This window comes from Paenibacillus harenae DSM 16969 (assembly GCF_000422465.1).
GTDB classification, from domain to species: Bacteria; Bacillota; Bacilli; order Paenibacillales; family Paenibacillaceae; genus Pristimantibacillus; species Pristimantibacillus harenae.
The window spans coordinates 2,014,798-2,039,170 of the sequence record NZ_KE383842.1 but is presented as its reverse complement, the minus strand read 5'-3'; the positions used below and the strand labels follow the sequence as shown (position 1 = coordinate 2,039,170).

The window sequence follows — 24,373 nt, the reverse complement described above, 5'->3', positions numbered from 1 at the left end:
GGAGCAAACCTATGAAAACTTTACTGGAATTAAGACAGGTATCGAAGCATTACGGTCAAGAGACTGCAGCCTTGTCCGACGTCAGCTTTAACGTCAAGGAAGGCGAATTTGTTTCGATTATCGGTCCATCGGGGGCGGGGAAATCCACCCTCCTCCGGTGCATCAACCGGATCGTCGACGCCAGCGGCGGGGAAATCTTCTTTAACGATGAGAATGTCCTTAAGCTGGATAAGGCTCAATTGAAGAGGGTCAGAAGAACAATCGGCATGATCTTCCAGCACTACAACCTGGTCAACAGGCTGAGCGTCATCGAGAATGTGCTCCACGGCAGACTCGGCTACAAATCGACTCTTGCCGGGATGCTGGGGCTTTATAGCGAAGAAGAGAAGCAGCAAGCTGTCAAAATGTTGAACATTCTCGGTTTGCAGGAGCATACGTACAGAAGGGCCGATCAGCTCAGCGGCGGGCAGAAGCAGCGCGTAGGCATCGCCCGGGCGCTCGTGCAAAAACCGAAAATGCTGCTTTGCGACGAACCGATTGCCTCTCTCGACCCCAATGCGGCGAAAACCATCATGGATTATCTTAAAACGATCTCGGCCACGATGGGGATCACCGTACTCGTTAATCTGCATCAGGTGGATGTCGCTTTGAGATATTCCGACAGAATCATTGGCGTGAACAAGGGAAAGGTGGTCTATGACGGGTCGCCGAAGGAAATGTCTTCGAGCATGATTCATAAGATTTACGGCTCCGAAGCGGGAGAACTTATTTTCGACCATGGAGGCCAAAATGCGGGGTGATATCTTTGCAAGAAAAAAGATGAATGCCTTTGTATTCCTGGGAGTATTGATTCTTGTTACGCTCGTGGCCATCGTCATGACGGAATATAATGTGGCAAAGGGATTCACCTCGATTCCAAAGGCGGTACACTGGGGTTTTTCCAACTTTTATCCGAATGGGGAATCGTTCAGGAAGCTGCCCGATATTATGATGAAATTGAAGGAAACCGTGCTCGTTTCGATTGCGGCGACGTCGGCCGGGGCTGTCTTTGCGTTGGTGTTCGCTATATTCGGAGCCCATACCACCCGGTTTAACGCGGTTCTCGGCGGCATCAGCAGAGGGATTGCCACTGTCTTCCGGAACATTGATGTCGCGGCATGGGCGTTAATATTGTTGTTCTCGTTCGGCCAGAACGTGATGACCGGCTATTTTGCCTTGTTTTTCGGATCGTTCGGCTATTTGACAAGAGCTTTCATTGAGACGATCGATGAAGTGAGCGGAGGCTCCGTCGAAGCGTTGAGGGCGACGGGCGCCGGATATTTTCATATCGTGTTCCAATCCGTCATTCCCTCCAGCATCCCTCAGATGATTAGCTGGATTTTGTTTATGATTGAAACCAACATCCGCCAAGCTACGCTAGTCGGTATTTTGACCGGAACGGGTATCGGTTTTGCATTTAATCTTTATTACAAAAGCATGAACTATCATACGGCCAGTCTCGTGGTTGTCGCCATCGTCATCGCGATCTTGTTCATCGAGTATATTTCCAACTATGTCAGGAGGGCGATTCTATAATGACTGCGCAGACCGGTACGAAAATTAAAGTGAAAACGTTGAATAAGGCGTCAGTGATCATTCGGGCAACGCTCCTTACGCTGACAATCATAACGATATATAGTTTTATAACTTTCGATTATAAAGGACTAAATCTGTTAGACTCTGTCATCAAGACGGCAAAGATGCTTCCGACGATGCTGTTCGAGCCGCACTTTAAACATTTTACATTCCTTGAGGCGTTATATAAGGTGCTTGTAACGATGGGGCTGGCCTTTTTAACCACTTTATTCGGGGCTGTCATCGCTCTATTCATGGGCTTGTTTGCTGCCCGGAACTTGACGAATAACACAACTTCCAATGTGATCAGAGGTTTCGTCGCGGTGATAAGAGCCGTTCCTACGGTATTATGGGTATTGATTTTCGCTGTGGGGGCCGGGCTCGGAAGCGTTGCGGCAGTGGTTGGCATGAGCTTTCACTCGATCGGATATTTGGTCAAAGCGTATTCCGAGTCATTCGAAGAGATGGATAACGGCGTCATTGAAGCGTTGAAGGCAAGCGGCGCCAATTGGTGGCAGATTGTGTTCCAAGCAGTCATTCCCTCCACGATCACCTTCCTTCTTTCCTGGACGTTCCTGCGGTTTGAAATAAACTTTGCGGTAGCGGTAGCTATGGGCGCCGCCGCCGGAGCGGGCGGTATCGGATTCGACATGTTTATGGCAAGCATGTTTTATTCCGATCTGAGAGAAATCGGCGTCATTACCTATTTCATTCTTGCGTTTGCTATCATGCTGGAGGTCTTCGCTTCCCGCTTGAAGCGAAGACTCAAGTTAAATGCGTAACGAAGCGCTTTGGCAAGACGATTATGGATGTGCCCGCGAATTCTGTTTTCTTGTTCGACCGTTGGCAACAATGGAGGAATAAGAAAAAGGCCGCCAACCACAGGATAACGGAGGGAAGCGAAAAGTGGAAACGCGCGCACAACCTGATAGGATTTTAGAAGACAACGATATAAGTTTTTATTACAAAATCCCCAAAATCCAGGGCTTTGCCAATAACCTGACACCGGCACGCTCTTGCCGGTGTTCTTTTGTTTCCAGAAAAAAGTAATGATGAAAATAGAAATGATTGACATCCTTAATAGACACTATTACTATTTAGCGCAGTAAATCGTATTTAGGGGTCCCGCCACATGCCCATCAAGCTAAGAACAAAGAAAAAGGAACGGATGCTACTGTCCGTCACTTGATCCGAGCAATTAGCTAGAACTGGATTTTGTACAGACTTAAATTAGCCTTGGTGGCTTAGTTTTTATAATTTTCATATTTCTAGGCAGCAGATCGATATTTCTGTCTACACTCATAGACTACACTTAGAATGTCAAATACGGTTTTCTTCTCATACCGATGTGACTTACGTCCATTCTTTTCAATTATCCGAAAAAATTGGAGTAGCACTCGCTGGACATCATCCGCTTGTCTTTTAATGGCATCATGTAGAGAAAGAAAATATTCTTTTAAGATACAGATTACTTTGAATTCACTGGCTTCTTTCTTTTTCTTCATTAGCAAAAGTCTGCGCATCTGAAACATGAGAGAAGAACTAAGCAAAATGGCGATTAACTGCCCGTACACATGACATTCAAAGCGTTCAGTTTTGATCGACTTGCACCGGTCGATATGGAAGATGGATTTCCACGTCTTAAATAAAATCTCGATTTTCCAGCGTAGGGAATACAGGTCATGGACATGCTCTTTTTTTAAATTGATGTCAGGGGCATTGGTCATGTAGATATTGATGGCACTTAAACGTTTTGTTCGTTCTTTAAATGAGAAGCCGTGTGCGAAATTTATTATAGAGACCCAGATACACTTCGGGAAGTTCTACCATTTCTCCGGATTGAAGACGATCCATAATGGCTTCCAAATCGATTTCTTTGTACAACGATTGCTTTTTTACCTTGCCATCTTTGAATTGTTCAACTTCCTTATTTTGTTCATATACGCGGACATTCAATTTTAACCGCGAAACATAAAAAGCTCCACGCTGCTCCATTTCTTCGAAGTCTTCTAAACAAAAGTAGCCCAAATCTCGAATACAAAGATCGTTCATTCCTACCGTTTTCGCTCGTTTTAAACCATATAAACCGTCGTTGTTTCTTCCGGGGCCAACATCCACTTGTAAGAATTCTCCGGTTTTTAGCTCGTATTCAAGTTGAATTTTCATACCAGCAGTATGAGAACTTCCTCCGGAACCCTGGTAACGGTCGGCATAGGGATCTGGAAGTTGAAAAACAGTCGAATCCAGAATACGGATTCGATGAAAATAGGAGTTACATTCACAAGGCAGCGAGAAGGAAGTCGAGATTTTTTCTTGGAGAAGCATTGAAAATAGGGATTGAAGGAAGGCAACTGCAGAAGGATTGAACCGCTGGTTCAATCCTTCTGCGCTCATCGAAAGATGATTGGAGGCATCAAGTTGGCTATCGTGCGAGGGGAGTCATCGATACAAAAGACACATAAGGAAACCAAATCCTGCGCAGTATATTTGCTTTTTCGTTGGACGAATCCAGCTTTTCTTGCGAGCTCCTCAAGTTGGGTAGGAGAAAAATGATGTTGAAGCCGTTGAGCTAGTAAATGCATTTCTTCACTGATAGAAAGTGGAATAGAATTCATGGAAAACCATCCTTTCTATGGAATTATGCTTGATATAGAAGGTATGGATTATTTTTCCATTTCGGGGTATAGATTCATCTTAGCTTGATGGGCATGGGGTTCAGCCAACATTTGAACGAAAATATACGCTAAGACAGAATATCATAAATAAAGCCGGTTTCCTTTACTCTGGAAAACTCTGCTCATTTGAAATTCATTTGATGGTTCAACGTAAATTTGTCTGTATTACACCGATTCGCGACATCGACACAATCTTATCATCATGATTAGCCCTATTGAGTCATACTCAAAGCCCGAATCTTGTAGTAGAGTTTAAAAAGTATCATTACCCTATCCCCTTGGGTTCGGGGATTTAGGAATATATTTATTTGGAATAAGTATTGTTAAAATAGCAACTTCGGAATATAATCGTAATTATTACGATTTACTTGTAATTTGAAGGCAGATTTAGCTTGGTGATGTGATGATACAATGTGAGGCGAACGAAGGAAGAGAACGAGTCAGCATTCATAACAGACGAGGGTAACAAAGAAGCGTCGAAACAACTGGAACAACAAACATCCAGCGAGCTTCCCCAACTTGCGGCGGAATTAAGGAAAACGTCTACGTTTTGTGTTGCGATTATGGAAAAATACCGTGCATTGAAGCTGCTGAATGTTGTATTGAAAAAGAATTTGGAAGATTTCAAGTCACTTCTGATTCAAAAGTACTATGGGTTGGCTCGGGTTCATTCTCAATGACACCATTGTACATAGCAAAGAGAACAGGCGCAGAAGTAGTTGGCATCGATATTGATGAGGAGGCGATAGAGCTTGGACGAAAGGGAAGGGTATTGGGATATCCCGTGAATGCCTAAGGAGGATTACTACCGGCTAAAAATCATACAAGGCATTGCGAAATATTTGGATTCGAGCTGTCCAACGATCGATAATTTCATTGCAACCTACGAGCTTAAATTGGAGGAAGCTGATCAAGCGCTTCATGGCGAATTATTGTCGAATGCCTTCGTTGTACAAAGTTTTGAAGAAGATTTGAAGATGATATGCAGTGAAATAGGAATAAGTAGACAGTCGAAGTCGAAAAACTAATTCGTTCCATATAGAGGAGAATACTACATGTCAAGAAAAATGGTTGTTATATTATTCGCTTTTATCGTTTCCATTGTACTGCTGGCAGGCTGCAGCGGCGGCAATGCTGCGAAAACGGGGGCCACGGATCAAGGTAAAGAGCTGGTATACGCCACAGCAAAAGATATTAACGATATGAACCCCCATTTGTATCCAGGTTCCCTGCCGGCGCAAGGGATGATTTACGAATCATTAGTTGAGAATACGGAAGACGGCATCAAGCCGCTGCTGGCTGAATCTTGGAACATCTCGGATGATGGCAAAGTATACACCTTCCAACTAAGAAAAGATGTGAACTTCCATGATGGGGAACCATTTAACGCAGAAGCAGTAAAGAAAAATATTGAAGCCGTGCAAAGCAATGCAAGCAAGCATTCCTGGATCAAGCTGTCAACGAAAATCATGAGCTGCACGGTACGCGATGAGTTTACGATTGAATTGGTTCTCTCGGAGCCGTACTACCCGACTTTGCTTGAATTGTCGATGACCAGACCCTATGTATTCATCTCGCCCAAAAGTTTCATTAACGGGGAAACAAAAGATGGCGTAAGTGGTTACAACGGCACAGGCCCCTATAAGCTCACGGAACATAAGACCGATCAGTATGCCACTTTTGAAGCAAATGAAAACTACTGGGGCGGCGCTCCAAATGTAAAGAAAATTACGGCGAAGGTGCTTCCGGCAGGGGAAACGACTTTTTTGGCGCTGCAAAAAGGAGAAGTTAACTTCGTCTTTACGGATGACCGGGGCGCAGACAGCATTGATGTGGAAGCTATGAATCAGCTGGCTGATTCGGGAGATTACCAGATTATTAGAAGTGAGCCGATGAATACGAAAATGATCGTGGCCAATAGCAGCAAAACGGGTCACCCTGTACATGATACGGCTGTTCGTGAAGCGATCTGGTATTCGATTGATAGAGAAACAATCAGCAAGAAAATTTTTAACGGCACGGAAACAGCAGCGGACGCCTTATTCTCATCTAACGTCAATTATGCCAATGTAGAGTTGAAGAAACGAGGCTATGATTTAGAAACAGCGAAAAAGATCTTGGAAGAAGCGGGCTGGATTTTGGAGAGCGGCAGCGAAGTCAGAACGAAAGCCGGAAACAAATTAGCCATGAAGCTTTACTATGACGCCAATTCTTCCACTCAAAAAACGCAGGCTGAATTCATTCAAAACACATTAAAAAAGATAGGGGCTCAGCTTGAGCTTACCGGTGAAGAATCTTCATCCATCGCGAACAGAAGATCAACGGGAGACTATGATTTGCTGTTCAATCAAACGTGGGGACTCGCATATGACCCGCAAAGCACAATCTCTGCATTTACTTCCGAATCTTCTTATTACCATACGACTAGCGGCATAGCGAAAGCAACTGAGCTGTACAAGAAAATTGATGAAGTGTTGGTGTCCGCGGATGAGAAGACACGGAAGTCGTTATATGCGGATATATTAACCATTGTCCATGACGAAGCCGTCTTTATTCCGATTACGAACGGCAGCGTGACGGTCGTGGCTCCCAAAAGCTTGCAAGGCATCTCATTCAAGCAAACGCAATATGAGCTGCCGTTTGAGCGGATGCACTTTGAATAGATAAATAAATAAAAAGGGGATAACCCCTTTTTATTTATTTAGACCAATAAAGGAGATTGCTATGGGCAGTTATATCATCAAAAGATCATTGATATCGATTCCTTTGCTGTTGATCATATCCTTTTTAACGTTTGTTCTAAACAATCTGTCTCCTTTAGATCCGGCTGAAGTGGTATTGTATGCGCAAGGCGTACCGAAAATTACGGATGAATTAATAACAGAAACGAAAGCGGCGTTAGGGATGGACCAACCATTTCTAATCCGTTACCTTAAATGGTTCGTTTCATGTTTGCAGCTGGATTTCGGGAATTCGTACGTCACGGGAAAACCGGTGTGGTCTTTGCTGGGCCCGGCTTTTCTCAATACGCTAAAACTAACGTTGCTTTCAGTTATTGCCATTATTGCGTTTTCTATTGGATTAGGCGTAATCTGCGCATTGAGAGAAGGGAAATGGATGGACAAATCGGTCAGAGGCGTCTCCTTTTTTCTGACATCCATGCCGTCCTACTGGCTTGCGGCGCTAATGGTCTGGTATTTTTCTGTGAAGCTGGATCTGTTGCCGACTAGCGGGATGGACTCGTACAAAAGTTACGTTTTACCTGTTATTGTGATCACGATCAGTTTTGCAGGCGTGTACTTTAGGATCATTCGAAGTGCAATGATAAGCAATTTAAATGAAGACTATGTTCTGTACGGCAGGGCGTGCGGCTTGCCGGAGAAGAAAATAACGATGCATATTTTAAGAAATTCATTGCAGGTAGCCATTTCTGTGTTTTGCATGGCCATCCCCATTATTTTGGGAAGCACGGTCGTCGTGGAAAACATATTTGCGTGGCCCGGTTTAGGAACTCTTAGCGTTAATTCTATTCTTAGCAGGGATTTCCCGATCATCCAGGCGTATGTCCTTGTACTGGCAGCGGCCTTTGTTCTGTTCAATACCGTTTCTGATATTATCAATGCGGCGATGAACCCTAAATTAAGGAAGGATCTCTAAATGAAACTATTCAAGCTTATATGGAAAGATAAGTTAGCCGCTATCTCTTTATCCATTATCGCTGTAACTATAATTGCAGGGATTTTTGCCCCTTTATTTGCTCCGCATGACCCCGCAGAAGTAAACATGGAGCTTCGATTTGCCCCGTCGTCGTGGGAATACCTGCTAGGCAACGATCATCTGGGGCGATGCATTTTATCCAGATTAATATATGGAATCCGTCCCAGCGTGCTTTGGGTGTTTGTTGCGTTGGCCATATCGGTAGGAATCGGGGCGATTCTCGGCTTTGTTGCGGGCTACTTTAGAGGGAAAACGGATGCCTTTGTGATGAGGGTTTGCGATGTGATGCTCTCTTTCCCGGGATATGTCATGATATTGGCTGTAATTGGCATCTTGGGGGTGGGTCTTGAAAATATTTTGATTGCGTTTGTAATCATGAAATGGGCATGGTTTGCTCGAATCATCAGAACGTCAGTCATGCAATATGCCGAAGCTGACTATGTGAAGTTCTCCAAAGCGCTCGGTGTCAGCAACATCAAAATTATAATGAAGCATATTGTTCCAGTTGCGCTTCCGGACGTAGCGGTCATTTCAAGCAGTTCTTTCGGTTCGATGATTTTGCAATTATCAGGCTTTTCATTCCTCGGTTTAGGCATTCAAGCTCCGAATGCGGAGTGGGGCATGATGTTAAATGAGGCAAGGGAAGTCATGTTCTCGAGGCCGGAAATCATGTTGGCGCCAGGTTTAACCATCATTATTGTCGTATCGGCCATCAACTTTTTGTCTGATTCGCTTCAAGTGGCTTTAGATCCTAAATTAATGACCTCCAAACATAAGCTTCAAGGGCAGACAGTCGCTTCTAGCGCAAAGCTTCAAGGAAAAGAGGTGGCGTAATCCATTTATGAATATTCTAGAAGCGGCAAATTTGAAAATTTGGGATAACCGAACGGGTAAAGTGATCGTTCCGAATAGTTCATTTCATGTCAAGCAGGGAAGCTGTCTAGCCATCGTTGGGGAAAGCGGAAGCGGCAAGTCTCTGACCTGCAGGGCTATTATGAGATTGAATAAAGCCGGTATCAGCCAATCCGGAGACATTTTGTTCAACGGAATGAACCTAACCGAGCTTTCTGAAAAAGAAATGAGAAGAAAAAGAGGGAAGCAGCTCTGCATGATATTGCAAAACGGTATGCGTGCCTTCGATCCCTCTTGTGTGATTGGGGTTCACTTAAAGGAAACGCTTGCCTGGCATTTCGGCTGGAGCCGTGAAGAAATAACAGCCAAGATGAAACATGCCATGGCTAGTGTCATGCTGAAAGACCCGGTCTCGGTGATGAATATGTATCCGCACCAGTTGTCGGGCGGTATGCTGCAGCGGGTTATGATTGCGCTGGCCATCGTGTTGGAACCCGACATTGTAATCGCCGACGAGCCGACGACAGCGCTCGATACGATCTCGCAATTCGAGGTCGTTGAACAGTTCATACGGTTGCGGGAGAAAATGGGCTGCTCGATGATTTTTGTTTCGCATGATTTGGGCATTGTTCAAAAAATGGCGGATGAGGTTCAGGTTATGAAAGACGGAGAAATTGTGGAAAGAGGGACAACCCGGGCCATTTTCTCTGATGCTCAGCACGAGTACACCCGGTATTTAGTTTCTACAAAGCTGGCGCTCAATCATCATTTTAAGAAAATCATGGGGGGCGTTAGCGTTGCTGAGCGTTAATCAGGTTGAGAAATCCTATAAAAAAGGCGGATTGTTTTCCGGGGAAAGACAGAAGGTTTTGTCAAACATTAGCTTCGAATGCAAGCAAGGGGAATGTTTGGGTATTATCGGAGAAAGCGGAAGCGGCAAATCTACATTAGGGCGATTGCTATTAGGGATTGAGAAACCTGATCACGGAACCATTTTGTTTGAGGGAAAGAGCGTAGATGACCGAAAAGCGAGATTGGGAAATATCAGCGCCGTATTTCAAGACTATACCTCCTCCATCAATCCGTTTTATACCGTGGAACAGGCCATGATGGAACCCTTAAAGCTGCAAGGAATGGTTCGACAGGAGGCTCAAATCAAGATTGATCTGCTATTGTATCAAGTGGGGTTGAACCCGTCCTATCGAACAAAATATCCTCATGAGTTATCGGGCGGGGAGGCTCAGAGGGTGTGCATTGCAAGAGCCGTTTCTACAGAACCGAAATGTATTGTATTAGATGAAGCCATCAGCTCTTTGGATGGATCTGTTCAAATCCAGGTGCTTGAATTGTTAAAAAGCTTGAGGGAAATTTACAATATAGGATATATCTTCATCACCCATGATATTCAAGCCGCGTCCTATATTTGCGACAGAGTCATGATCATTAGAAATGGCCAAATCGAGGAAATGGTCAAAATTGAGCAATTAAAAGACGTTCAGTCCGCGTATGCAAGGAAATTGCTGCAAATGATCATTACGTAATGATAGATGGCAATGCGAGCTATCAAAAAGATTAGGGAGAGGAGTAAAGGTTTGTGAGAGGAGCACTGTCTTGGCCTTTTCTGCGGTTATATATGTTGACGCTTTTCTATTTCAGCGCTAACTCTATATTGAATGTCATTATTCCTTTGAAGGGCGAGTCGTTGGGGGCCACTAATACGACGATCGGGATCATCATGGGGGCTTATTTGTTTACGACCATGCTTTTCCGGCCGTGGGCAGGCCAAATAATTCACAAGCATGGACCAATTAAAGTGTTACGCACGATTCTTGTTATCAATGGCTTGGCTCTCATCCTATACTCGATTACCGGATTGGGGGGGTATTTCGTTGCCCGCATGCTGCAAGGGGTATGCACCGCTTTTTTCTCCATGGCCTTACAGATGGGCATTATCGATGCGCTGCCGGACAAGGATCGTTCGCAAGGAATCTCGATGTATTCCTTATGCGCTTACATGCCCGGTATTATCGGTCCTCTGCTAGCTTTAGGCATGTGGCAAGCTGGTAATATGAATTATTTTACAGCGGCTATGATCGCCATTGCCATCCTTACAGGGGTGGTGGGTTATAGTGCTAAAATGGATAAAATAGAGGCCGATCCTGTTTCGGGGCAGACGGGGCAGGGCGCCACGATGCTTCAGTCCTTCGGCCAGCTCGTCAAAAACCCGCATTTATTTAAATGCAGCGTCCTTATGCTGACCGCTTCCCTTGTATCTGGAGCGGTGACAACCTTTATTCCGCTATACGCTGCGCAAATCGAAGGCGGCAATGCGGCCGTTTATCTCATGCTGCAGGCAGGGGCCGTGGTCGTGGCCCGGTTCGTCTTGAGGAAGAAAATCCCATCGGACGGGAAATGGCATACGTCTTTTATGATGGGAACTATGCTCATTCTCGCAATAGCGGCGCAAAGCGTAAGCTTCTCTATAGCAGGTGGAGCCGCCTATTTCTATGCGGGTGCTCTATTAATGGGAGTTGCTCAGGCACTTCTGTATCCAACGTTAACGACATATTTGTCTTTTGTATTGCCGCAGGTAAACCGCAATGTGTTAATTGGGTTATTTATTGCTATGGCTGATTTGGGTGTTTCGCTTGGCGGTGTCGTTATGGGCCCGATTGCAGACCTTTCCTCTTATTCCATTATGTATATGATTTGCGCGATATTAGGCGTGTCGATGATCTTTTTTGCCTATGAACGACGTAAGATTTTTGTGGGGTCAAGATAAAGAAGTGCAGCAATTCCCCCGTCAGGGAATCGGGTACCTGTGAGGTTTACTTGCATTTGTAAACCGAAGATATTAAATGATAGGAGCAGAAGCAGGTTGCGTGTTATTATTAATGTATGAATATGCCTATTTTAGCGACAAAACTATATATCCCCGTGCCACGGACAAAGGCTGTCATTCGACCGCGGCTGATGGATCGGCTGAACGAGGGTTTGGACCGCAAGCTGACCCTCATCTCCGCGTCCGCCGGCTTTGGCAAGACCACATTGGTCAGCGAATGGGTCGCTGGTTGCGATCGACCTGTCGCATGGTTGTCGCTGGACGCAGGAGATAACGACTTCACACGATTCCTGACTCACCTTGTTGCTGCTCTGCAGACAATTGCTGAGAATATTGGAGGAAGCGTGGTTAGTGCGCTCCAATCCCCGCAACCGCAGCCTATCGACTCGATGCTTACGATTCTGCTCAACGAAATTTCAGCTATCCCGAATAAATTCGTTCTCGTCCTTGACGACTACCATGTAGTCGACGCCAAAATGATCGACGATGCTCTCATCTTCTTTCTCGAGCATCTCCCGCCACAGATGCATCTGGTCATCGCCACCCGCGAGAATCCGCAGCTTCCCCTGGGCCGGTTACGCGCCCGGGGCCACTTGACCGAGCTGCGTGCCGCCGACCTGCGTTTTACTCCCGGCGAAACGGCAGCGTTCCTCAATCAAGTCATGGGCCTTAGTCTTGCCGTTGAAGACATTGCCGTGCTGGAGACCCGTACGGAAGGCTGGATTGCGGGGCTTCAGCTGGCGGCACTTTCGATACAGGGGCGCGAGGACATTCCTGCGTTCATTCGGGCATTCGCCGGACACAATCGGTACATCTTGGACTATCTGGTCGAAGAGGTCCTGCAGCGTCAGCCCGACCATGTCAGGAGCTTCTTGCTTCAAACCTCCATTCTTGATCGATTGCATGGCCCGCTCTGCGATGCGGTCACCGGCCAGAAGGAGGGGAACGCGCGGTTGGAGGCCCTTGAGCGAGGCAATTTCTTTCTCGTTCCATTGGATGACAGGCGTCGCTGGTATCGCTATCATCACCTCTTTGCCGAGGTTCTCTCTGCTCATTTGAGGGCGGATCAGCCCGATCAGGTAGCTGCGCTGCATCGGCGGGCGAGCATGTGGCACGATCAGCATGGCTCGCCCGCAGATGCGATCCGCCACGCATTGGCCGCCGAGGATTTCAAGCGAGCGGCGGACCTGGTCGAGTTGGCATTGCCGGCCATGCAGAGGAATAGACAGGAGGCTTCCGTGTTGGGCTGGCTGAAGGCGCTCCCGGACAAGGTGGTCTGCTGCAGGCCTGTGCTCAGCGCCGGTTATGCCTGGGCGTTGCTATCTTGCGACAAGACCGAGGCCGCTCTGGATCGATTGCGGGACGCAGAACGATGGCTCGAGACGACAGCAGACTCGCGCGAGCGACTGGAAGCTCCATCAGCCGGGATGGTCGTCGTGGATGAAGCGGCATTTCATGGGCTCCCGGGTACGATCGCTTTGTACCGTGCCGCACATGCTCAGGCGCTGGGCGATATCCCCGCCGCCATGAAATACGCTCGGCGGGTACTCGACCTCGTGCCTGAGGACGACCATCTCCGTCGCGGATCGGCAACAGCGCTCCTAGGGCTCGCATCCTGGACGAACGGGGATCTCGAGTCGGCGTATCGGACGTTTGCCGATGGCATGGCTAATGTTCAGGCGGCCGGGGGCATCTCTGACGTAATCGGGGGCTCAATCGCTCTGGCCGAAATTAGCATTGCGCAAGGTCGACTGCGCCAGGCCATGCGTGACTATGAGCGGGGATTGCAGCTTGCGATTGAGCAGGGCGATCCTTTACTGCGGGGGACGGCGGACATGTACGTGGGAATGAGTGAACTCTGCCGTGAGCGAGACGATCTGCACACGGCCGCGCAGCACCTGTTGAAAAGCAAGGATCAAGGCGAGCAAGCCGGGTTCCCGCAAAACCGGTATCGCTGGCGTGTCGCGATGGCCCGAATACGGGAAGCCCAAGGAGATCTGGACGGAGCGCTCAATCTGCTCCACGAGGCAGAGCTTCTGTACGTGAGTAACTTTTTTCCAAATGTGCGTCCTATTGCAGCGTTAAAGACCCGGGTGCGGGTCGCGCAGGGGAGGTTGGGCGAAGCTTTCGGCTGGGCACGCGAGCATGGCCTGTCCGTCCGGGACGATCTTAGTTACCTGCGCGAATTCGAGCACATCACTCTGGCTAGGGTGCTCCTAGCCCGGTATAAGAGCGACCGTGCACACCTCTCGGTGCTTGAGGTACTGGGACTCTTGGAGCGCCTCCTCCAAGCAGCGGAAGAAGGCGCGAGGACGGGAAGCGCGATTGAAATCCTGATCCTGCAGGCACTTGCTCAACAGATGCAAGGCGCCATCCCTGCTGCGCTAGTGCCGCTGGAACGCGGGCTGACTCTGGCCGAGCCAGAGGGCTACGTCCGTATCTTTGCGGATGAAGGCCAACCGATGGAGGCACTGCTGAAATCAGCCCTGAAACAAGGGATCGCCCGGAACTATGTCCGTCGCCTGCTTGCAGCCTTCAGCAAGATTGAGGGAAAAACGTCTGTCAATCAGGTTTTGAGCGAGCCGCTGAGCGAACGTGAACGCGATGTGCTTCGGCTACTGAGATCCGACTTGAGCGGCCCGGACATTGCCCGCGAACTCGGGGTGTCCGTAAACACCTTGAGGACTCACACCAAGAACATTTACGACAAGCTCGAGGTGAACAACCGGCGGTCGGCAGTCCGTCGGGCTGAGAAATTAGATTTATTATAACGAGCTCGCAAATCCTAACCCCGGCCTGAAGGTTTAACAAACCTCGGCCGGGGTTTCTCTCTCTCCGGCAAAAACCCCCGATTGACAAATCACCGGGTACAAATCGCCACATCAATCACCCAATATGGTGATGCCCTCTCACCACATGAACGTGTATCTTCTAATTAACCCAAACAAGCGAGCTAGCCGGATGTCAACGCGCTTACGCCCGCCACAATGTTTTACGAAGGAGAGGGTAATGACAAATCATCAAAGCTCCAAAACGGATGCAAGTGAAGCTTTCGTGTATCAAATCAGGATCAAAGGACATTTGGGTCCCTGGCGGAGCGACTGGTTCGAGGGCCTCACCATCCGGCTTGAAGAGAACGGCGATACGTTATTAGCAGGTCCGGTCGATCAGGCTGCGCTATATGGGTTCTTGAGAAAAATCCGGGATTTAGGAATGCCGTTACTCTCGCTCGAACGCGTTAAATCCGACTAAGAAAAATCTGGCGAAAGGAAGAGACAAACAAATGAATACACACAGGAATAGAGCAATAATTGCGGGGGTGCTGTTTATACTTGCGACGTCCACGGCAATAATAGGCGTTCTTTTATACAATCCTATTCTAAAAGGTCCCGATTACCTGATTAAAGGCGCTGAACATGCAAATCGGGTCATACTGGGAGCGGTTATGGAGTTAATTCTTGTCTGTTCGGCTATTGGCACTTCGATTACGCTGTTTCCAGTCTTAAAAAAACAAAATGAAAGCATAGCGATCGGGTATGTCACCTTCAGGCTTCTTGAAGCAGTTGCCATTAGTGTTGGCATCATCAGCGTCCTGTCCCTACTGACCTTAAGCCGGGAATTGGCAGCATCGGCAGATCCGATCGCAGCTTCTTATCAAATTTCAGGTACATTGTTAATAGCGATGCATGACTGGACATTTCGGCTGGGCCCCAATTTCTTGCTGGGCGTAAACACGATGCTGTACAGCTATTTGCTGTATAAATCAAAACTCGTTCCCCGCTTGATTTCAGGCTGGGGTCTTATAGGAGCAGCACTCATTCTGATTGCAGGATTGTTGCTCCTATTCGATATCATTCTTCCATTTTCAACATTGCTAGCCATTTTAGCGTTACCGATAGCCACTTATGAAATGATTCTGGCGGTTTGGCTCATCGTGAAAGGCTTTAACGTATCTGCGCTTGCTTCCCTGTCAGCTAAAACTCAGGCAACCGGATCATCGCAGCACACCTTATAAGAAGGCGGGGTTCATAAATGAAAGCGATTGTAGCAACCAAATACGGACCACCGGAGGTTCTTCGGCTCAAAGAGGTCGGGAAACCTGCCCCCCAAGACCATGAGATATTGGTAAAAGTACAGGCGACAACGGTAAACGTTGGGGACTGCAGAATGCGAGGTTTTACAGTTCCCCCCATGTTCTGGCTCCCCGGTCGAATCGCTTTAGGTTTCAGAAAACCAAGGAATCCGATATTCGGAATGGAGCTGGCCGGTGAAGTGGAAGCAGTCGGCACAAATGTAACGCGGTTCAAGGCGGGTGATCAGGTTTTTGCATCGACCTTCCAGGCGAACTTTGGCGCCCACGCCGAGTATAAATGCCTGCCCGAAGACGGGGCGGTGGTGACGAAGCCGAAGGATATGACCAATGAGGAAGCAGCAACTCTTTCTATCGGGGCCAATACCGCTCTATTTTTCCTCAAAAGAGGCAACATCCAGCCCGGACAAAAAGTTCTCATCATTGGCGCTTCGGGAAGTGTAGGCACTTTTGCGGTACAGCTTGCCAAGTACTTTGGGGCAGAAGTTACGGGGGTATGCAGCGGACCGAATGTTGAAATGATCAAATCCTTGGGAGCCGATAAGGCAATAGACTATACGCAAGAGGATTTTACGAAAAACGGAGAGACCTACGATATTATATTTGACGCGGTAGGCAAGACTTCGCTTTCACAATGCAAAAGCTCGCTGAAGGACAAGGGGTATTATCTTCATACGGGAATGGTAGGGTCAGAGCTCAAAGCGCTGTGGTTGTCGGTGACGACAGACAAGAATATTATCGGCGGGACAGCAGTCCCGAGTAAAGAAAATCTAGCTTTTCTCAAAGAGTTGACCGAGACGGGCCGTCTGAAACCAGTAATTGATCGCTGCTTTCCGCTCGAGCAGATGATCGAGGCGCACCGCTATGTCGAACAAGGCCGCAAGAAGGGAAATGTCATCATCACGATGTAACATCAGACCTGCCCGAATTAGAAGTTCATCGTTAAGTCTCCAGTTGGAAATCTGAACCGCTTATATTCGAGCGGTTTTTTTTATTGCAAATGAAGATTATTGTCGGGAATTATCACATCCTGTCGGAGTGTTTTATATTCGTAAAATCATCCTTGACTTGGAAATATTCCAATGATATATTCTCACTAATTCATTAATATTAAACAGTGTTTTATAATGTAAAACAAAAACAACCAATAGGCCATAGGCCTCATTCCAGAATGAAAGGAGATTGAATCGACGAATTGTAAGCGTTTACTTATATTTCGATGGTTTCTCCTTCATTGTATCTTCAGAAGTTGCAATTCTATAAAAGGAGGTTGCCCTGCTTGAAACCAAACACAAGTCCCTTAGGCGACGGCAGAAAGCTAAAACAGATGCGGCAGGACTATCAGTTGTATTTGATTATTTTGTTTCCTCTTGCTTGGGTAATTATCTTTCAGTACTTTCCGATGTACGGCCTTCAGCTGGCTTTCAAAGATTTTAGAATCATGGATGGAATCTGGAGCAGCCCGTGGGTCGGATTCGAGCATTTCGAGAAGTTCTTTAACTCTTATCAATTCAAGAGAGTCATTACCAACACCCTCATAATCAGCTTTTATGATTTAATCGCGGGTTTTCCGCTCCCCATCATTTTGGCTTTAGCCTTAAACGCAACGTTAAAAACCCGATTTAAGCAAGTTGTCCAGTTTGTTACGTATATGCCTTTCTTTATATCCACTGTTGTCATGGTCGGGATGATCCTGCAGTTTCTAAACCCTAGAATCGGAATTATTAATATGGGAATGGGGTTGTTCGGAGCCGATCCGATTAACTTCATGGGCGAGCCGGAATGGTTTAAGTCGGTGTATGTATGGTCGGGCATATGGCAGACAACCGGCTGGGGGACCATTATTTATTTAGCGGCTTTGTCTGCGATCAGCCCGGAAATCCATGAAGCGGCGACGATTGACGGGGCTACGCGTCTGCAGCGAATACGGCATGTCGATCTGCCCGGCATTATGCCCACCATCGTAACTCTACTCATATTGAATGCCGGTTCGATTATGGGAATTGGCTTCGAAAAAATATTTTTAATGCAAAATCCATTGAATCTTAGCTCTTCCGAAGTGATATCCACTTATGTTTATACGGTGAGTCTGGCTTCCAGCGCCCCGGATTACTCGTATGCGACGGCTATTGGGTTTTTCAATTCGATGGTGAATTTTATATTAATCATGCTTGTTAATCAATTTGCCAAAAAAGCGGGAGAGACCAGCCTGTGGTAAAGAGGGGAGCTGTTAGATGAAAAGCAAGATTGTGCTTACAAGATCCGATAAAACGTTTTATTTCTTTAATGATTTGTTGCTGCTGATCGCGCTGCTAATCGTCCTGTACCCGCTAATCTATATTTTCAGCGCCTCTTTTAGCGACAGGCTGTCCGTGATCTCGGGAGACGTGTTTTTGTGGCCGGTTCATTTTTCGCTGGAAGGCTATCAGGCCGTCTTTAAGGATCCAAGAGTGTTAACCGGTTATGGGAACACGATATTTTATACGATAGCGGGAACCATCCTCAATGTGATCTTGACGATCTTGGCCGCATACCCGCTTTCCAGAAGAACGATGGTAGGCCGGAATATCATTATGTACTTGTTTGCTTTTACGATGCTGTTTAACGGCGGACTAATCCCCAACTATTTACTGATAAAAGATCTTGGGATGATCGATACGAGATGGGCGATGCTCCTGCCTGGAGCGCTTTCCGTTTGGAATGTGATCATCGCGCGAACCTTCTATCAATCGACGATAAGCCAGGAGCTTTTTGAAGCCGCTTCCATTGACGGGTGCTCGCATTTGCGTTTTATGTGGAGCGTCGTCCTGCCCCTTTCGAAAGCCATTACGGCGGTCATGGTGCTGTTCTATGGGGTATTTCATTGGAATGCTTATTTTAATGCTTTTATCTACTTGAAGAGCGATGAGCTTTATCCGCTGCAGATTGTTCTAAGAGATATTCTTATTCAAAATCAGATCGACCCGGCTTCCATCACGGATACGGAAGATATGACCAGGAAACAAGGGCTGGCGGATCTGCTTAAATATTCGATTATTATCGTCGCAAGTCTGCCGATATGGCTGGTTTATCCGTTTGTGCAAAAATATTTCGTTAAAGGCGTCATGATCGGTTCGATAAAAGGCTGAGAAGGAAACAGGCAAGGGGCATCGAGCGGTTGGAGCGGTCCGCCATGACAACCGATTGATTATAAAAAATGAGGAGGAAAACAGAAATGAAAAAGTTGGGTGTCAGCCTGCTTATGCTGGTGTTAGCCGCTTCCATGCTGTTAAGCGCATGCAGTCAAAACTCTGGGGACGAAGGTAGTAACCAAAAAGCCGATCCTGCCGATACCGGCAGCGAATCCGGAATTTCCGAGCCTGGCGTGCTTCCGATTACAAAAGAAAAAACGACCATCACGATTACGATTCCGCGGGATCCGACGGTAACCTCGTATGAATACGGCGAGAACGAGCTGACGACATGGCTGGAGGATCAAACGAATGTCCATATCAAGTGGAACTTGTACCCTTCCGCCGATTCCATTGAGAAGCTGAATCTCGAGCTGTCTTCCGGCGGGGATTTGGGAGATCTCATTATGGGCTTTCCCGGCATCGACAATGCGATGCTGGCAACGTACGGCTCGCAAGGCGTGTTCCGCGACCTGCGGGATTTGATCGACAGGAACGGCGCTAATATCAAAAAGCTGTTTGAGGAAATCCCGGAAATGGAAACGGCCACCACTGCGCCTGACGGAAATATATATGCGCTCAATGCCGTCGGGGAATGCTATAACTGCGACAGGGCGATGCGTTTTTGGGTGAATAAAAAGTTTCTTGAAGCCTTGAACATGTCTGTCCCTGCGACGACGGACGAACTCTATCAATATTTGAAAGCGGTCAAAGAAACGGATCTCAACGGCAATGGCAAGAAAGACGAAATTCCGATGGTAGGCTCAACGCAAAGCTGGTTTGCGACGGTTGACGATTTTATTATGAATGCGTTCACTTACCAGGATTCGAATAACCTTTATGTCAAGGACGATAAAATTTCGGCAGCGTATACGACTCCCGAATGGCGGGAAGGGCTGCGGTTCCTGAACAAGCTCTATGCCGAAGGCTTGATTGATCCTTCTTCCTTCACGAATGACGAGAACCAGATGAGGCAGTTGGTTGAGCTGAACGACGGAAACACGGTTGGCGCGGTACCGGGCGGAGGCCAGCACGTATTTGCGGCGAACGATGCTACCAAAATGAATTATGAAATTGTTCTTCCGCTTAAGGGTCCTGACGGTTTTCAAAATGCTTATTTCAATCAGTACGGTAAAATCAGCAATCCGGTGTTCATGCTGCCTGCAAACGGAAAAAATGCAGATATCGTCATGAAGCTGGTCGATGTGATGTATTCGCATGAGTTTTTCCTGAGAAATCGTTACGGCGTGCAAGGCAAACATTGGGATAAACCGGCAGCCGGCACTGCTGCCGCAAACGGCGGCGAGGCTCAGTATAAGATCTTGGGGAAAGACTTGTGGCAGGAACCGCAGCAGGTTCATTGGCACGGCATTGGCGGCGCATGGCCTCCGTTTGGGTCCGACGCGAGAGAAGCGCTTCCGGAAGGGCAATTCGATTTGGAATCGGAACTGTACCGTGCGGCGGCAGAGTATGACAAGGTCGCCGCGCGTATCACGACTCCGAAGTTTTTCTTCGATAATGAAACGGCTAAAAGGTGGAATGAATTGAAAACCGAGATCAACAAGATTGTCAGCGAGTCAACGGCTGATTTTATCGTCGGAAACCGTGATATCGAGAAGGATTGGGATCAATTTCAGAAAGAGCTGAAGAGTATCGGAGTCGAAGAATTCATCACCATTATGCAAAAAGAATATGACGAGAAATGGAAGTCATAAAGGAGGGTCTATCATGCCGCAGGCTGAAACGCATACTCTAATCAATTCCATGAGAATTGGATTTACGGGCGGCTTTTATCCTGTTCCCGCTGACGTGGAAGAGGATGATGTTGCAGAGTGGCAGCTGCAGAGAGCCGGTGAGCTTGGCTGTACCGTTCTTCAGGTAAGAACGCTTCCGAAGGATCGCGTAAAGCTGGCAGAGTTTGGATACTTAGCGCAATCGAAGGCCATCGAGCTGGAGTTAAGCGCGCCGGGAGCGTTCAGTCTGGCGGGCCCCTTCGCCGATGAGGGAGGAGCGAACCGGTTTCGCCAAGCCGTAGAGCATGCAAGGCAGCTTAAAATGCCTGTCGTGCGAACGGCTTATGGCCGCTTGGATGTGGAAACGAGCCGGTTTAATCCATCCTTATCCATTCGCGAGCATCTAGAAGCGCTCGTTCCTGCCCTGCAGGCAGCTGCCGAAATTGCTGAAGATGCAGGCGTATGGCTTGCCGTAGAAAATCATTGCGACTTTACCGGGCGCGAGCTGGCGCATCTTCTGGATTCCGTTGGTTCGCCATATGTTGGAGCCGCGCTTGATACCGGCAACGGCTATACCGTTTTTAGCGATCCGAACGAGGACATTGAAGCGTTGGCAGCTTATGCCTTTACGACGCACATTAAAGATATGAAGGTCGTCAAAAGCGAGGCAAAGGGTTATATTCCGCTAACCGCATTCGGGTGCGTGCTCGGTGAAGGGCATGTCGACATCCCTAAAGCGTTAAGCTTGCTCGCGCAAAAAAGTCCGCGGGCTGACGGGCTGCATTTGATTGTCGAGCCGGGGTGGATGCTCTTCGATGCGGCGCGGGATACCGCTTCACAGAGCGAGGAATATTTTCGGGAAAGCATTCATTATTTACAAAGCCTGCAGAATAAACTGGGGAGGGCTTGAAGATGAACAAAAAAGTATTGGTCACCGGGGGAGCGGGCCGCTTGGCGCGTTATATGATCGATTATTTGATCGAACAAGATTATCAGGTAACGGCATTTGACCGCGTCGCCCCGGATGCCTCCCGTTTTCCGAGAAACATACTGTTTGTTAAGGGTGATCTTACGACGCTTGCGGATTGCATGCGTGCCGTTCAATTGTCGGAAGCGGAATCGATCATTCATCTTGCCGCGCTCCCCTATGATACGACGCTGCATCCCGGCAAACCGAGAATCCAAAACCTGCCTGAAGACGAGTGCATGAAGGTCAATACGATGGGTACGTATTATTTGATGGAAGCCTCCCGCAGATTCGGAGTTAAGACCGTAGCCATGGCATCTTCCTATTATACGCTTGGCTTGGGACAGCGGTTAAGCGGCACTCCGTTTCAAGTGGATTACTTGCCGATCGATGAAGAGCATCCGAACCGTCCGGAAGATGCCTATGCGTTGTCCAAAGTATTGGGAGAAGAAATTTTGCAAGCCTATACGAGAGCATATGGCATTCGGACCGTAGCGTTTCGCCTGCAAGGACTTGATTGGCCGGATCAAAGCGATCATTACAAATACGGGATTTCGGTTCCCGCCCGGGAGCACGCAGGCGGACCGGTGGTTACCACGCATCAGTACTTGGATCCAAGAGATGCCGCGCAAGCCTTTACGCTCGCAATCGAGTCGAATGAGCTGGATCCGTTCGAAGTATTTTATCTGCTGACCGACAGCCGGCACGTCGAGGATACAAAGGAGGTTGTCGCAAAGCATTGGCCAGACTTGATAGACAAAGCTGCCGGCTTGGCAGGGACGGAAGGATTAATTACTCAGAAAAAACTGCTGGGCAAGCTGAATTACAAGCCGCAATATTCTTGGCGCCAGCAGCAGGCAAATCATGAAGTCATAGATCGGGGGGTGATGGGATGAATCATTTGCGATTTGGACATACCGCGATTACGTGGCCCAATGAGGGGATCGAGGAAGCGGTATCCGAGATCGCGGCCTGCGGCTATTGGGGAACGGAGACATTCGGGTGGGTGCTGGAGGATTGGGAATCTCGGAATAGAAGCTTATTGGCCGTGTTTGAGCGGCACCAGCTGCAATTGACTTCCTTATACTGTCATCTCGAATTGACGGATTCACCAAAGCGTCGGGATGCGATCGACAAGGTGATGGAATGGGTTGATCTCTATTTGAAATTCCAAGGGCCGGTCGTCGTGATCGGCGGAACGATGCTGAATCGCTCTTCCTATGCTTTTTCAGACCATGCTTCGGACATTATCTTAACCTTAAATGAGCTTGCGAAGCGCATCGCGGATAAGGGGCTGTTATGCTGTTTTCATCCGCACACCGGAACCGCCGTTGAAACGGAAGAAGAAATCCGGCGAGTGCTGGAAGGAGTCGATTCCCGTTATGTCGCCTTTGCCCCGGATGTCGGTCAGATCGCCAAGGGAGGCACGGATCCCGCCCGGATTATTCAAGAGTACTATGAGCTGATCCGGATGCTGCATCTGAAAGATTATATTGGAGGCCCGATAGAGACGGATGCCGAAGGGCGTCAAATCGATGCTACCGGTTTTCTTGGTTATACGCCGCTCGGGATGGGCACTGTCGACTTAAGGAGCATCTTGCAATACCTGGAAGATAAAGGATATCCGTATTATGCTTTAGTTGAATTGGACGGCAACCAATGGAGTCCGACCCGGAGAGGCAATCCTCTTATGCCTGCGCCTGAAGCGATCCGTACGAGCAAGCAATATTTGGAACGCCTTGGATACCGGAATTTTAAAATAACGTAACTTGGCGGAGCAGGATGAATATTGGCTGGACGAATAAGAAACCCTTTGGTAAAATGACTCATATCGCTCATATCGTTCTATCATATAAAACAGAGGATGAATATACGCCCATGCCGATCATTCAATCATTAGACCGTGCTCTGCGCATTCTTAATTTGTTTGACGACCAAAATAAGGAATTGAAAATTACCGATATCAGCCAACTGATGAATCTACACAAAAGCACGGTTCACTCTTTGCTCAAAACGCTGCAAATGCACGGCTATATCGATCAAGAGGGACATACCGGAAAATATAGGCTGGGGATGACGCTTGTGGAGAAGGGCCAGCTGCTGCTGCAAGGTTTGGATATTCGCGGCGCAGCCAGGCCCCATCTTCAGGAGCTGTCTGACTTGACCGGTCAATCTGTTCACTTAGTTATTATGGACGGCAATGAAGGCGTATACATCGATAAGGTGGAAGGGGCGAAAGCGGCCATTCGCTACTCGCGAATCGGACGCCGGGTTCCGCTTCACAGCAGCGCAGTCGGGAAAGTGCTGGCTGCTTATCGTACTCCGGGCGAACTGACCCGGATTCTCGACAATTACGAATTCCATATCCATACCCCGCAGACCATTGACCGAAAGGATGCCTTCTTGGAGGAACTGAACGGGGTGAGACAGAACGGGGTGGCATTTGACCGTGAAGAAAACGAACCCGGCGTTCGCTGCGCCGCAGCACCCATTTTCGACCATACCGGCCATTGTGCCGCAGCTATGAGTATTTCTACCTTAGTTTCACATGTCGACGAAACGCAGCTGCAGCAATTTGTTAAGCTGCTGTTGAACGAAACAAGCCGGATTTCCGCCCATTTAGGATATCGGTCATAAAAGAGCTTCTGTTTCTTTTCGAAGGTTATGGACGGACAACAAGAAGCTCTTTTTTTGACTATATTATAGAATATAG

General features: G+C 47.8%; 20 protein-coding genes and 3 pseudogenes. 22 read left to right on the top strand and 1 reads right to left on the bottom strand.

All coding sequences use genetic code 11. The features are described from left to right. Nucleotides 1-11 precede the first annotated feature (11 nt). The 3 genes from phnC to H581_RS0119595 are packed head-to-tail and all read left to right on the top strand — an operon-like array spanning nt 12 to nt 2,396. A complete protein-coding gene (gene phnC / locus H581_RS0119605) occupies nt 12-800 on the top strand; it encodes a phosphonate ABC transporter ATP-binding protein (RefSeq protein ID WP_028611509.1) in 789 nt (262 codons plus the stop codon). Beyond that, entirely contained in the window at nt 790-1,575 is a 786-nt protein-coding gene (locus H581_RS0119600; protein WP_028611508.1) for a PhnE/PtxC family ABC transporter permease, read from the top strand. The genes phnC and H581_RS0119600 overlap by 11 nt, the downstream gene beginning before the upstream one ends. Further along, a complete protein-coding gene (locus H581_RS0119595) occupies nt 1,575-2,396 on the top strand; it encodes a PhnE/PtxC family ABC transporter permease (RefSeq protein ID WP_036718870.1) in 822 nt (273 codons plus the stop codon). The genes H581_RS0119600 and H581_RS0119595 overlap by 1 nt, the downstream gene beginning before the upstream one ends. A 486-nt stretch (nt 2,397-2,882) precedes the next feature. Here the strand turns inward: H581_RS0119595 and H581_RS34585 are convergent. Next, a pseudogene (locus H581_RS34585) lies at nt 2,883-4,220 on the bottom strand (IS4 family transposase). A gap of 509 nt (nt 4,221-4,729) precedes the next feature. On the opposite strand from H581_RS34585, the pseudogene H581_RS38955 reads away from it, so the two are divergent. From H581_RS38955 to H581_RS0119490, 19 genes and pseudogenes are all read left to right on the top strand, one after another. Continuing rightward, nucleotides 4,730-5,052 (top strand): annotated as a pseudogene (locus H581_RS38955) (class I SAM-dependent methyltransferase); the annotation flags it as partial. Beyond that, nucleotides 5,051-5,317 (top strand): annotated as a pseudogene (locus H581_RS37975) (opine metallophore biosynthesis dehydrogenase); the annotation flags it as partial. The pseudogenes H581_RS38955 and H581_RS37975, both read left to right, overlap by 2 nt. A 27-nt stretch (nt 5,318-5,344) precedes the next feature. Continuing rightward, nucleotides 5,345-6,952, top strand: coding sequence for a staphylopine-dependent metal ABC transporter substrate-binding lipoprotein (gene cntA, locus H581_RS0119570; RefSeq protein WP_028611502.1), 1,608 nt, complete (start codon nt 5,345-5,347; stop codon nt 6,950-6,952). A gap of 61 nt (nt 6,953-7,013) precedes the next feature. Further along, nucleotides 7,014-7,946 carry a nickel/cobalt ABC transporter permease gene (gene opp1B, locus H581_RS0119565; protein WP_028611501.1) on the top strand — a complete coding sequence of 311 codons (933 nt, stop codon included), beginning with the start codon at nt 7,014-7,016 and terminating at the stop codon, nt 7,944-7,946. Further along, nucleotides 7,947-8,840: a staphylopine uptake ABC transporter permease subunit CntC gene (gene cntC / locus H581_RS0119560; RefSeq protein WP_028611500.1), complete on the top strand. Its 894-nt coding sequence runs from the start codon at nt 7,947-7,949 to the stop codon at nt 8,838-8,840. Nucleotides 8,841-8,847: 7 nt separating this feature from the next. After that, nucleotides 8,848-9,669 carry a staphylopine uptake ABC transporter ATP-binding protein CntD gene (cntD, locus tag H581_RS0119555; protein WP_028611499.1) on the top strand — a complete coding sequence of 274 codons (822 nt, stop codon included), beginning with the start codon at nt 8,848-8,850 and terminating at the stop codon, nt 9,667-9,669. Next, nucleotides 9,656-10,399, top strand: coding sequence for an ABC transporter ATP-binding protein (locus H581_RS0119550; RefSeq protein ID WP_028611498.1), 744 nt, complete (start codon nt 9,656-9,658; stop codon nt 10,397-10,399). The genes cntD and H581_RS0119550 overlap by 14 nt, the downstream gene beginning before the upstream one ends. Before the next feature lie 53 nt (nt 10,400-10,452). Further along, complete coding sequence (gene cntE, locus H581_RS0119545) at nt 10,453-11,640, top strand: staphylopine family metallophore export MFS transporter CntE (protein ID WP_028611497.1); 1,188 nt, start codon at nt 10,453-10,455, stop codon at nt 11,638-11,640. Nucleotides 11,641-11,852: 212 nt separating this feature from the next. Continuing rightward, the gene (locus tag H581_RS0119540) at nt 11,853-14,471 is read left to right on the top strand and encodes a winged helix-turn-helix domain-containing protein (RefSeq protein ID WP_211231477.1); all 2,619 of its coding nucleotides are present in this window, start codon (nt 11,853-11,855) and stop codon (nt 14,469-14,471) included. 238 nt (nt 14,472-14,709) lie between these two features. Then, entirely contained in the window at nt 14,710-14,952 is a 243-nt protein-coding gene (locus H581_RS0119535) for a hypothetical protein (protein WP_051250991.1), read from the top strand. Between the two features lie 31 nt (nt 14,953-14,983). Then, complete coding sequence (locus tag H581_RS0119530) at nt 14,984-15,715, top strand: DUF4386 domain-containing protein (protein ID WP_028611494.1); 732 nt, start codon at nt 14,984-14,986, stop codon at nt 15,713-15,715. Nucleotides 15,716-15,732: 17 nt separating this feature from the next. Next, nucleotides 15,733-16,701, top strand: coding sequence for an NAD(P)-dependent alcohol dehydrogenase (locus H581_RS0119525; protein ID WP_028611493.1), 969 nt, complete (start codon nt 15,733-15,735; stop codon nt 16,699-16,701). A 368-nt stretch (nt 16,702-17,069) separates the two neighbouring features. After that, entirely contained in the window at nt 17,070-18,008 is a 939-nt protein-coding gene (locus H581_RS0119520; protein ID WP_028611492.1) for an ABC transporter permease, read from the top strand. Between the two features lie 16 nt (nt 18,009-18,024). Next, nucleotides 18,025-18,918, top strand: a complete 894-nt coding sequence (locus H581_RS0119515) for a carbohydrate ABC transporter permease (protein ID WP_028611491.1) — start codon at nt 18,025-18,027, stop codon at nt 18,916-18,918. Nucleotides 18,919-19,004: 86 nt separating this feature from the next. Continuing rightward, nucleotides 19,005-20,675 (top strand): extracellular solute-binding protein, encoded by a 1,671-nt coding sequence (locus H581_RS0119510; RefSeq protein WP_028611490.1) that lies wholly within the window; start codon nt 19,005-19,007, stop codon nt 20,673-20,675. A gap of 13 nt (nt 20,676-20,688) precedes the next feature. Next, the gene (locus H581_RS0119505; RefSeq protein WP_028611489.1) at nt 20,689-21,603 is read left to right on the top strand and encodes a sugar phosphate isomerase/epimerase family protein; all 915 of its coding nucleotides are present in this window, start codon (nt 20,689-20,691) and stop codon (nt 21,601-21,603) included. A gap of 2 nt (nt 21,604-21,605) precedes the next feature. Next, nucleotides 21,606-22,556 (top strand): NAD-dependent epimerase/dehydratase family protein, encoded by a 951-nt coding sequence (locus H581_RS0119500; RefSeq protein ID WP_028611488.1) that lies wholly within the window; start codon nt 21,606-21,608, stop codon nt 22,554-22,556. Further along, the gene (locus tag H581_RS0119495; protein ID WP_028611487.1) at nt 22,553-23,428 is read left to right on the top strand and encodes a sugar phosphate isomerase/epimerase family protein; all 876 of its coding nucleotides are present in this window, start codon (nt 22,553-22,555) and stop codon (nt 23,426-23,428) included. The genes H581_RS0119500 and H581_RS0119495 overlap by 4 nt, the downstream gene beginning before the upstream one ends. 110 nt (nt 23,429-23,538) lie before the next feature. Then, on the top strand, nt 23,539-24,297 hold the full coding sequence (locus tag H581_RS0119490) for an IclR family transcriptional regulator (RefSeq protein WP_028611486.1): 759 nt from the start codon (nt 23,539-23,541) through the stop codon (nt 24,295-24,297). The last annotated feature ends 76 nt before the right edge of the window (nt 24,298-24,373 follow it).